Annotated in this window: 11 protein-coding genes and 2 tRNA genes; 4 read left to right on the top strand and 9 right to left on the bottom strand. The window is 67.4% G+C overall.

Going from position 1 to position 10,462, the window contains the following annotated elements:
* Positions 1–201 precede the first annotated feature (201 nt).
* From HT136_RS05905 to lptB, 3 genes are all read right to left on the bottom strand, one after another.
* Positions 202–888, bottom strand: a complete 687-nt coding sequence (locus tag HT136_RS05905) for an energy transducer TonB (RefSeq protein WP_214198646.1) — start codon at positions 886–888, stop codon at positions 202–204.
* A gap of 157 nt (positions 889–1,045) precedes the next feature.
* Positions 1,046–2,590, bottom strand: coding sequence for an RNA polymerase factor sigma-54 (gene rpoN, locus HT136_RS05900; protein WP_214198645.1), 1,545 nt, complete (start codon positions 2,588–2,590; stop codon positions 1,046–1,048).
* Between the two features lie 26 nt (positions 2,591–2,616).
* Positions 2,617–3,399, bottom strand: a complete 783-nt coding sequence (lptB, locus tag HT136_RS05895; RefSeq protein ID WP_214198644.1) for an LPS export ABC transporter ATP-binding protein — start codon at positions 3,397–3,399, stop codon at positions 2,617–2,619.
* Positions 3,400–3,635: 236 nt separating this feature from the next.
* Here lptB and HT136_RS05890 point away from each other — a divergent pair, with 236 nt between their 5' ends.
* Positions 3,636–4,052, top strand: coding sequence for a hypothetical protein (locus HT136_RS05890; protein ID WP_343222115.1), 417 nt, complete (start codon positions 3,636–3,638; stop codon positions 4,050–4,052).
* 134 nt (positions 4,053–4,186) lie between these two features.
* Positions 4,187–5,533 (top strand): TldD/PmbA family protein, encoded by a 1,347-nt coding sequence (locus tag HT136_RS05885; RefSeq protein ID WP_214198643.1) that lies wholly within the window; start codon positions 4,187–4,189, stop codon positions 5,531–5,533.
* A gap of 95 nt (positions 5,534–5,628) precedes the next feature.
* Here HT136_RS05885 and HT136_RS05880 read toward each other — a convergent pair.
* Both HT136_RS05880 and HT136_RS05875 read right to left on the bottom strand, forming a co-directional pair.
* Positions 5,629–5,703 (bottom strand) — tRNA-Gly (locus HT136_RS05880).
* Positions 5,704–5,888: 185 nt separating this feature from the next.
* A tRNA-Gly gene (locus HT136_RS05875) sits at positions 5,889–5,963 on the bottom strand.
* A gap of 226 nt (positions 5,964–6,189) precedes the next feature.
* Between HT136_RS05875 and HT136_RS05870 the strand changes: the two genes are divergently transcribed.
* A complete protein-coding gene (locus HT136_RS05870; RefSeq protein ID WP_214198793.1) occupies positions 6,190–7,092 on the top strand; it encodes a tetratricopeptide repeat protein in 903 nt (300 codons plus the stop codon).
* A gap of 48 nt (positions 7,093–7,140) precedes the next feature.
* The gene (locus tag HT136_RS05865) at positions 7,141–7,752 is read left to right on the top strand and encodes an LON peptidase substrate-binding domain-containing protein (RefSeq protein ID WP_214198642.1); all 612 of its coding nucleotides are present in this window, start codon (positions 7,141–7,143) and stop codon (positions 7,750–7,752) included.
* A gap of 50 nt (positions 7,753–7,802) precedes the next feature.
* Here the strand turns inward: HT136_RS05865 and HT136_RS05860 are convergent, their stop codons facing one another.
* From HT136_RS05860 to HT136_RS05845, 4 genes are read right to left on the bottom strand one after another with little or no spacing between them, the layout of a single operon-like run.
* Positions 7,803–8,444, bottom strand: a complete 642-nt coding sequence (locus HT136_RS05860; RefSeq protein WP_214198641.1) for a MarC family protein — start codon at positions 8,442–8,444, stop codon at positions 7,803–7,805.
* Positions 8,441–9,190 carry a hypothetical protein gene (locus tag HT136_RS05855; protein ID WP_246543392.1) on the bottom strand — a complete coding sequence of 250 codons (750 nt, stop codon included), beginning with the start codon at positions 9,188–9,190 and terminating at the stop codon, positions 8,441–8,443. The genes HT136_RS05860 and HT136_RS05855 overlap by 4 nt, the downstream gene beginning before the upstream one ends.
* Positions 9,187–10,080 carry a bifunctional methylenetetrahydrofolate dehydrogenase/methenyltetrahydrofolate cyclohydrolase FolD gene (folD, locus tag HT136_RS05850; protein WP_214198640.1) on the bottom strand — a complete coding sequence of 298 codons (894 nt, stop codon included), beginning with the start codon at positions 10,078–10,080 and terminating at the stop codon, positions 9,187–9,189. The genes HT136_RS05855 and folD overlap by 4 nt, the downstream gene beginning before the upstream one ends.
* Positions 10,080–10,373 carry a YggT family protein gene (locus tag HT136_RS05845; RefSeq protein WP_214198639.1) on the bottom strand — a complete coding sequence of 98 codons (294 nt, stop codon included), beginning with the start codon at positions 10,371–10,373 and terminating at the stop codon, positions 10,080–10,082. Before HT136_RS05845 ends, folD begins: the two co-directional genes overlap by 1 nt.
* Positions 10,374–10,462 lie beyond the last annotated feature (89 nt).

The raw sequence follows: 10,462 nt of genomic DNA, 5'->3' as shown, positions 1-10,462 counted from the left end.
AGGCCCCAAGACGAAGCCAGGTAATCAACCTCAGGGGAAGTCCCGAGGGTTCGTGATCCAGCGGTGGCGGGAGGGGAAAAAGGCCCCTTTCCCGAAGCACCGCGCAAGCCGAAGCAGGGCACGTCCGGGAAAGGGGGCAGGCGTCAGCCGCCCGGGTGGGGGCGTTTCGATGCGCCGTTTAGACCGAGGTAGGCATGGAATTCAATCCTTGGGTATTACCCAACGCACAGCATTGTCCCACTGGCCGGAAATTGCCGCGCCATTCTCATCGCTTGCCGGTTCAAAGCGCCCGCGACGGCTCGCCAACGCGCATGTGGCCGCATCGAGCGCCGGATAGCCGCTCGAGGCGAGAATCGCGCAGTCCTGCACCCGTCCGCGCGAATCGATCGAGAGGCGGAAGCGCACGAGCCCTTCGTGGCCTTCGCGCAGTTCGCGACTGGGGTAGTCGTTCGTGGTCACCCAGCGCGCGACGTCGCCGCGCGGCCTCGCTACGCGCGGTTCGAAGGCCGGCGCGGGATCGCTGTGGGCGACGGGCATGGGCGTGACCGAAGGTGCCGGGACATAGGCGACGGACGGTCCGGTGGGCACGGCCTGCGCGACCTCGATCGCGCGCGGGGTGGCGATCGGCATGCGCGGCTCGGGCGCGGTGATCGTCGAGGACGCAACGCTCTGCGGCCTGGGATCGACCCGGGCTGGCTCGACCGGCTCGGGTGGGCGCGGCGCGGCCGGGAAGAAGGCGCTGGGTAGTGGCCGATCCTTCTCGCGCCCGAGATCGCTGACCGCAAAACCGCTGACGATGGCAAGGGCAAGCCCGATCTGCAGGCCCCCCACGACCCCGCCGGTTACCAGCCGATTGCGCGCACCGTCTTTCGCATCCACGTACGACATCGCCTTCTCTCCTCATTCGAGCCCGTCGACTTGCCGCGCGTTCCTGCATCTATCCGGAAACGATCGGCCCGGGGCTGGTTGCGATGAGACAAGGTAACACAACCAAAGGCGTTGAGTATCGATTCTTGCCAAGCAAGCTTAGCATTGCGCCTGGTCTTCAGCCGCCCGCCGCGATCTTCTTCTGGCGGCGACGCTGGACCGAGCTGCCAAGGCCGATCGCCTCGCGGTACTTGGCGACGGTGCGGCGGGCGAGTTCGAAGCCCTTGTCCTTGAGCAGTTCGACCAGGGTGTCGTCCGAGAGCACCGCCTTGGGGTCTTCCGCGTCGATCAGCTGGCGGATCGCGGCCTTGACCGCCTCGGCCGAGGCCCCGCCCTCGCCGCTGGCCGAGGCCACGCCCGAGCTGAAGAAGAACTTGAGCTCGAACGTACCGCGCGCGCAGTTGAGGTACTTGCTCGAGGTCACGCGGCTCACTGTCGATTCGTGCATGCCGATCGCCTCGGCCACGGTGCGCAAGGTCAGCGGGCGCAGCTGCGAAACCCCGTGGCGGAAGAAGCCGTCCTGCTGTTTGACCAGTTCGCTCGCCACCTTGAGAATCGTCTTCTGGCGCTGGTCGAGCGCCTTGATCAGCCAGTTCGCATCGCCCAGCTTCTCCGAGAGCCAGGCGCGCGAATCCTTGTTGGCGCACGTGCCCTTGAGCTCGACGTAGTAGCCCCGGTTGACGACGAGGCGCGGCAGGGTCGCCTCGTTGAGACGGATGTCCCAGCCCCCGTCGGCGCGCGCGGTGATCAGGATGTCGGGGGTGACCATGCCACCCGCCTCGCCGCCGCCGAAACGCAGGCCAGGCTTGGGATCGTAGCCGCGCAGTTCGGCCAGCATGTCGGCCATGTCCTCGTCGTCGACCCCGCACATCCGCTTGAGCCGCGTGAGATCGCCCCGCGCGACGAGGTCGAGATTGTCGATCAGGCGCGCCATGCACGGATCGTAGCGATCCGCCTCGCGCGCCTGGAGCGCGATACATTCCGACAGTGTGCGCGCGCCCACACCGGTCGGGTCGAGCAACTGCACCAGCGCCAGCCCTTCCTCGATGACCGCGCTGGCAACGCCCAGGTCTTCGGCCACTTCGTCGAGCCGCACCGGCAGGTAGCCCGCCTCGTCGAGCTGGCCGATCAGGTAGCGCGCAATGCCCGCCAGAACCGGATCCGCGGTGAACGCACCGACTTGCGCCTGGAGATGATCGTAGAGGCTCTCGCCAAGGCTGCCGCGCTCCTCGATCCCCGGCCCATCCTCGCCCAGCGCCGTGACGAGCGCGGCGCCCCACTCGCCATCGCCCGCGCTGACCGCCTCACCGGTACCCGCGCCCGAGAGGCGCTCGCCGTCGCCGGTGTCGATTTCGCGGTCGATCGCACCCACGTCGATATCGAGAGGACGGTCATCGCCCGCACGGCCTTCGCCGATGAGCTGGTCAGCGCCCGAGGTTTCGATCGAGGTGCGCCGCACATCCTCGGCCATGCCGGCCTCGTCCGAGGCTTCGGACGGAGGGTCGCGGCCGATATCGAGCAGCGGATTGGCGTCGAGCGCATCGCCGATGAAGGCTTCGATCTCGAGATTGGAAAGCGCCAGCAGCTTGATCGCCTGCTGGAGCTGCGGCGTCATGACCAGCGACTGGGTCTGGCGCAGATCGAGCCGGGGCCCCAAGGCCATGGATCAGGTCATTCCGGCGAAGGGCCTCACAACGTGAAACCCTCGCCCAGGTAAAGCCGGCGCACGTTCTCGTCGGCGACGAGCGCCTCGGGGCTGCCAGCGAAAAGGACCTGTCCGCCGTAGATGATGCAGGCCCGGTCCACGATGTCGAGCGTCTCGCGCACGTTGTGGTCGGTGATCAGCACCCCGATGCCTCGCGTCTTGAGATCGGCGACGAGATGGCGGATGTCCGAGATCGAAAGCGGGTCGATGCCCGCGAACGGCTCGTCGAGCAGCATGATGGTGGGCTTGGCGGCCAGCGCGCGCGCGATCTCGGCGCGGCGGCGTTCACCGCCCGAAAGCGCCATCGCCGGGCTCGCGCGCAGGCGGGTGAGCCCGAATTCGTCGAGCAGGCGTTCCAGTTCGCTCTGGCGCACGTCGCGATCGGGCTCGTTGAGTTCGAGCACCGCGCCGATGTTCTGTTCGACCGTGAGCCCGCGGAAGATCGAGGTCTCCTGCGGCAGGTAGCCCAGCCCCAGCACCGCGCGCCGGTACATCGGCAGGCGCGTGACGTCGACGCCGTCCATGAGGATGCGCCCGGAGTCCGGCTTCACCAGACCCATGATCGAATAGAAGCAGGTGGTCTTGCCTGCGCCGTTGGGGCCGAGCAGGCCGAGCACCTCACCCTTCGCCACCGAAAGCGAGATGTCGGTCAACACCGCGCGCTTGTCGTAGCTCTTGGCGATCGAGATCACTTCGAGCCCGTCGCCGGCAGCCTCGGGACGCGTCGCTTGGACGGGGGCGGATGGAAGATCGGTGGATACAGTCATCGTCTTGTGGATGTACGCAGGGACCAAGCCATCGGCAAGGGCGGTTTTGGGAAGTCGTCTCGCGAATGGCAGGATTCGTGCATGATACGCCGACCGAAAGGCCCGTGCACCGGGCAACGGACCATCCCCGCACCGGCCCGCTCCACCGTCACAGACCCGCAACAATCTTGATTCGCCGCGGCATCAATGATCTATTCACTTACGCCGTCAAACCCAGCGAAAGGGGCCAGCCTTCGATGGACAGTAACAAGCCGCATACCGGTGCCGTTCCGCAGGGCCGCACGCCCTCCGTGCGCAGCCCGCTCGGTGGCCCGTCCTCGCATCCGGTTGACTGGCGCAGACGCATGAGCGACCACGTCGCCTATGCCCTCCTGATCTACACCGCGCTGCAGATTTTCGTGACCATCGGTGCGCTCAAGGCGGGCGAAGGCTCGCTACTGCCCTATTTCGCGCTGATCGTCCTCGTCATCGCGATCATCCCGGCCTGCCGCCGTTTCGAAGCGCGCTGGACCCGGCTGACCGACAGTGAGGCGCACGACCCGTCCCTCGCCCCCGCCGCGCGGCGCGACTGCATCGCCTTGTGGGCGATCGCGATCGGATTGCCCTTCGCGCTCACCGGGGTGTTCAAGGTGCTCGGCCTGCTCCTCGGCTGAGCCCCGAATCGGCGCGGTTCTTTCGAGCCCAGCCGGGTACAATCGCCGCGTTGCGGTTTGCGCTTGCCGCTCCCCCGCACTACCTCCTGCCAACGAAGGCGCCACCGCGCCCGTGCAATGGAGACGTGACAGACATGCTTAGCCCGCAGCAGGCCCAGGACCGCGCGCAGGATCTCGTCGAACGCGCGCGCCGCGCCGGAGCGGACGCCGCCGACGCGATCTACGCCGCCAACGCCTCCGAAGGCATCCAGATCCGTCTCGGCAAGCTCGAGGACGTCGAACGCTCCGAAAGCGAGCACATCGCGCTCCGGGTCTTCTCGGGCAAGCGCTCGGCCTCGATCGGCTCTTCCGACCTCTCGCCCGCCGCGCTCGACGAACTGGCCGAGCGCGCCATCAGCATGGCACGCCTCGCCCCCGAGGACGCCTACGCCGGTCTCGCGCCCGAAGAGCTCCTCACGCAGGGCCCCTGGCCCGAACTCGACATGATCGACACCGCCGAACTCAGCCCCCAGGCCTTGCGCACGATGGCCGAGGAAGGCGAGGATGCTGCGCGTGCCGTCGCGGGCGTGACCAATTCGGACGGCGCCTCGGCGCATTCGGGCAGCGGCGTCTTCGCACTTGCGACCAGCCATGGCTTCGCGGGGGGCTATGCCTCGACCACGCATTCGCTCAGCGTCTCGGTGGTGGCCGGCGAAGGGAGCGCCAAGCAGCGCGACAACGCCTGGCGCCAGGCGCATCACCAGGTGGATCTGCCGAGCGCGGCCGAGATCGGCGACCTCGCCGGAACACGTGCCGTCGGCCGCCTCAACCCCGGCCGCGTCAAGAGCGGGCCGATGCCCGTCGTGTTCGACCCACGGGTGGCGGGAAGCCTGATCGGACACTTGCTCGGCGCGATGTCGGGCAGCGCCATCGCGCGGCGTTCCAGCTTCCTGCTCGACCGTCTCGATGCGCAGATTTTCCCCGCCGGGACGCTCATCGCCGAGGACCCGCACCGCCCACGCGGGCTGCGTTCGCGACCCTTCGACGGCGAGGGCCTTGCCACGCGCGCGGGCCACCTCGTCGAGGACGGGCGCGTCACCGGCTGGTTGCTCGACACCGCCTCGGCGCGCCAGCTCGGCCTCACCCCCACCGGCCACGCCGCGCGCAGCGGTGGCGGCTCGCCTTCGGTCTCGGTGGGCAACGTCCACCTCGCGGCGGGCGCGCTCTCGCCGCGCGAGCTGATGGCCGACATCAAGGACGGCATCTACGTGACCGAACTGATCGGCCAGGGCGTGAACGGGGTGACCGGCGACTACAGCCGCGGCGCCTCGGGCGTGCGCATCGTCAATGGCGAACTGGCTGGGCCGGTGGCCGAACTGACCGTTGCGGGCAATCTCCTGAGCATGTTCGCAAAGCTTACGCCGGCCAGCGACCTCGAATGGCACCGGGCGATCAACGTGCCCACGATCCGGATCGACGGCATGACGGTGGCGGGCGAATAAGCCCGCCGCCCGCGCGGCGGCAAACCGCGCGCACGAAAAAGCCGCGAACGGAGACTTCCGGCGCGGCTGGCGAATTCGACGACGTCTTGAAAAACTGGAGCGGGCGAAGGGATTCGAACCCTCGACCCCAACCTTGGCAAGGTTGTGCTCTACCCCTGAGCTACGCCCGCTCTGGCGCTTCGGATGGGCAGTGGCATTGGCCAATGCGTCCGGGGTGGCGGGCCATTAGCAGCGCCTTTGCAGCCCTGCAAGACCCAAAAATGCAAATCGCCTTCGTTCATTCCGGACCCGCGAAAGCCAGCGCTCCGGTGACCTATCGGCCAACCGAGACCACGTCGTATCGGGTTTGGAAAACTGGAGCGGGCGAAGGGATTCGAACCCTCGACCCCAACCTTGGCAAGGTTGTGCTCTACCCCTGAGCTACGCCCGCTCTGGCGTCCTTTCGAAAGGTTCGGAGCGCTGGGTGCGCCCCCCTTCCGGGGTGGAGGCGGCCCATTAGCAGTGGGCTTGCGGGCCTGCAAGAGCAAAATGAAAGAAAAGCTTCAAAATGCCGATTCCCCGTGGTTTGCCCGAATGCCCCCTTCACAAAGCGCTCGGGAAGACCGATCTAGGCCCCTCTTGAAATCGCGACCGACGGGAGCAGTGCAGTGGCCAGCATGGGTCTGAATATCGAAGAGCAGAAGGCAGTCGACCGGTTCCGCAAGGACATCGTCGAGCCCTCGATGACCCAGCTCGTGATTCTCGACTTCTGGGCGGAATGGTGCGGGCCCTGCAAGGCGCTTGCTCCGGTGCTCGAGAAAGTCGCGGCCGAATACGCCGACAAGGGTGTGGTCCTTGCCAAGATCAACGTCGATGAAGAGCAGTTCATCGCCTCGCAGTTCCAGGTCCGCTCGATCCCGACCGTCTACGCCATGTTCCAGGGCCAGCCGGTCGCCGACCTGACCCAGGCGCGCAGCGAATCGCAGCTCAAGGCGACGCTCGACAAGCTGCTCGAACAGCTTCCCGTCCAGTCCGGCGCAGAAGCGCCCCAGCCCGACATCGCCCCGCATCTCGCGATGGCCGAGGAGGCGCTGGCCGCGGGTGATGCCGAGCAGGCCGCCGGGATCCTCATGCAGGTCCTCCAGGTCGCGCCCGACAGCCTCGAGGCGCTCGCGGGCCTCGCCCGCTGCTTCATCGCCAGCGACCGGCTGGACGAGGCCGCGCAGGTGCTCGAAAGCGTTCCCGCAGAGCAGGCGAGCGACCCGCAGGTCGAGCGCGCACGCAAGGCGCTCGAACTCGCCCGCAGCCGGCCCGAGGCCGGTGAACTCGCATCGCTGCGCGCGACGGCCGAGGCGAATCCCGCCGACATGGACGCCCAGTTCGCCTTCGCCAGCGCCGCCTACGCCGCCGGAGAACGCGACGCGGCCGCCGCAACGCTCCTGAAAATGGTTGCAATCGACCGCGAGTGGAACGAAAGCGCTGCACGTACCAAGCTTCTGGAAATCTTCGAGGCGGTCGGCCTCGAGGACCCGTGGGTCTCGGCGACGCGCCGCAAGCTCTCCACGGTCCTGTTCGGCTGACGTCGGGCAGGCAGGGCAGAAACAGGCACGGATAAGGGAGGTTTCGGATTGGCCCGCATCACCATCTTCCCCCTGTCGGGTGCGGTCCTCTATCCCAACCTCCAGCTGCCGCTGCACATCTTCGAGCCACGCTACCGCGCGATGATCAGCGACGCGCTTGCGCGTGACCGGCTGATCGGCATGATCCAGCCCAAGAAGCCCACCGAGGGCGCCCCGCTCTACACGGTCGGGTGCCTGGGCCGGATCGGCGAGGTCGAGGCGCTGCAGGACGGACGCTTCAACATCATCCTCGAAGGCCAGCAGCTCTTTCGCATCACGCGCGAACTCGACGTCTCGACGCCCTTCCGGCAGGTCGAGGCCGAGCTTCTCGCCGAGCCTCAGGACGAAGTCCTCGCCCCCGTCGAACGCGCCTCGTTCGAGCGCGAGGCCCGCCGCTTTGCCGAACGGCAGGGCTATGCGGTCGACTGGGAGCAGGTCTCGCGCCTCGACGACCTCGCGCTCATCAACGGGGTCTCGCAGATCGCGCCCTTCGATCCCGCCTCCAAGCAGGGCCTGCTCGAATCGGCCTCGCTCGCCGAACGCTGCGAGATGCTGGTCCAGCTGATGCAGTTCTACGGCAAGCACGGCGAGAGCGACGAGGACGGCGCCACGCTGCAGTAAAGCCAAGGCGGCGTGATGCTAAGGCATCAGCACCTTGGCACACATCCCCATCAGCTCAGAAGCGCGGACTTGATCCCGTCGAGCACGTATTGCGTCGCCAGCGCGGCCAGCAGCACGCCGAGCAGGCGGGTGATCACGGCCTCCACGTTCTCGCCCAGCACGCGCATCAGCGGGCCTGCGGCGGCGAGCGCAAGGAACGTCAGCACCAGCACCAGCAGCATTGCCCCCAGGATGCCGAGCGTCTGCTCGGTACCCTGCGCGCGCGACATCAGCAGCATGATCGTCGCGATCGAACCGGGCCCGGCGATCATCGGCATCGCCATCGGGAACACCGAGACGTCGTCGACCACGGCCTCGGGTGTCTCGGCATGCTGGGCCTTGATCTTCTCGGCGCGCTCCTCGCGGCGCTGGGTGCGCTTCTCGAAGACCATCTCGATCGCGATCACGAAGAGCATGATCCCGCCCGCGATGCGAAAGGCGTCGAGCTCGATGTGCAGCGCGCCGAGCAGCTGCTTGCCGAACAGCGCGAAGACGAGCAGGATGCCCGCCGAGATCACGCAGGCGCGCGCGGCCATGCTGATCGCCTGCGCGCGGCTCGCACCCGCCGAGAGACCGGCGTAGATCGGCGCGCAGCCCAAGGGGTCGATCACCACGAAGAAGGCCGTGAAGGCGCTGATGAACAATTCGATCATGGTTGAATTTCTCTCGACTGTGCCCCGGCCTCGAACACCAGTTGCTTGGTCTCGCCGTTCTTGAGCACGGTCATGGTGAGGACCGTGCGGCCCTCGGGTGATTGAACGTAGCGCCACTTCAGGGTCCCGTCGTCCGAGCTTCCCTGCGTGGGCGGCCCCTCGGCGGTGACCTTGATCTCGTCCTCGCGCTTGTCGCGCGGAGCCTGGTTCCAGGGCTGCGGCGCGGGACAATCGGTCACTTGCGCGCGCAGGAATTCGGGCTCCTCGACCGGCTTCGCCCGCGCCTCGCCCATGTCGAGCACCCAGCGGTACTCGCGCTTCTTGGCGCGCTCCTTCCAGACCGTGGTGAAGACACCGTGGGTGCCGTCGCTGCGGGTCCAGCCGCCGGTGGTGAAGCCGAGCGTGCCGTCGCAGCTCATCCACACCTCGGTCGGGCTCCACTGCAGGAGCGCTGCAGGCTCCTTGCGCCCCGAGAGCCAGCCTTGCGCCAGCACCGGTTGCGGCACGAAGAGGACCGCCGCCTCGTCGGCGTATTCGCGAAAGGCGTTCCATTGCCCCTTCTCGCGCACGCGGCGGTTGAAGGCGATCTCGGTGGCGACGAGCGCGCTGGGGTTGGCGGTACCCGCCCCCGGCGGCCCGGCCGGGCCGCGCCGCGACCGCGCCTCGAGGGCGCCCGATGCCACGAGGGCACCGGACAGGGCCATCAGCGCGGCAATCGGGACAAGAAGGCGCCGCGCTCGGCTCAAATCGCGCTCTCGTCCAGCGCCAGGCCTTCGTTGCGGTGCGCCGCGACGATGGTGTTGCGCAGGAGCACGGCGATCGTCATCGGTCCGACGCCGCCGGGCACCGGGGTGATCGCGCCCGCGACCGCACTCGCCGAGGCGAAATCGACATCGCCCACGAGGCGCGACTTGCCCTCCTGGGTGCCAGGAACGCGGTTGATGCCCACGTCGATCACGGTCGCGCCGGGCTTGATCCACTCGCCCTTGACCATTTCGGGACGGCCAACGGCAGCCACGACGATGTCGGCCCGGCGCACGACCTCGGGCAGGTCCTTGGTGCGGCTGTGCGCGACGGTCACCGTGCAGCTTTCGGCAATCAGGAGCTGCGCCATCGGCTTGCCCACGATGTTCGAACGCCCGATGACGACCGCGTCGAGCCCCTCGAGTGAGCCGAGCTTGTCCTTGAGCAGCATCACGCAGCCCAGCGGCGTGCAGGGCACGAATCCGGGCAGGCCGGTGGAAAGGCGCCCGACATTGACGACGTGGAAACCGTCGACGTCCTTGTCGGGGTTGATCGCCGCGATCACCTTCTGCTCGTTCATGTGGCCAGGCAGGGGAAGCTGGACGAGGATGCCGTCGACCGCCGGATCGGCGTTGAGCGCCTCGACCACGGCGAGCAGGTCCGCTTCGCTGGTGTCGGCCGCAAGCTTATGCTCGAAGCTTTCCATGCCGCAGGCGATCGTCTGCTTGCCCTTGTTGCGCACGTAGACCTGGCTGGCCGGGTCCTCGCCGACGAGAACGACCGCGAGGCCCGCCTTGCGGCCGGCCTTGGCCGCGAACTCGCCAGCGTGGGTGGCAATGCGCGCACGAAGGCCCTCGGCGAAAGCCTTCCCGTCAATGATCGCCGCGCTCATCAGGCGTAAGCCCGCGCGAGATTGGCGAGGATGATCTGGATGATGGTCAGGCCGATGATCAGCACCATGGGCGAGAAATCGATCGCGCCGGTGTTGGGCATGAATTTGCGGATCGGGCGCAGCATCGGCTCGAGGATGGCGTTGAGCGCCTGATAGATCGCCGCGACGAACTGGTTGTGCATGTTCACCACGTTGAACGCGATAAGCAGGCCCAGCACGAACTGCACGATCACCACGAAGACGATGATACTGACGAGGTAATCGATGATCTGGTAGAGCGTTAAGAAGAGCAAGTCCTGCTCCTTTCCTGCTGGAACTGGCGTGCGCCCCTGGCCTTGGACCAGTCTTGCGGGCGGGAGTTGCCGCGCTGATAGCCGAGACG

It is taken from the genome of Novosphingobium profundi (genome assembly GCF_018491765.1).
GTDB lineage: Bacteria > Pseudomonadota > Alphaproteobacteria > Sphingomonadales > Sphingomonadaceae > Novosphingobium > Novosphingobium profundi.
Note: the sequence above shows the minus strand (reverse complement) of the source record. Positions and strands in the feature narration are given on the sequence as shown.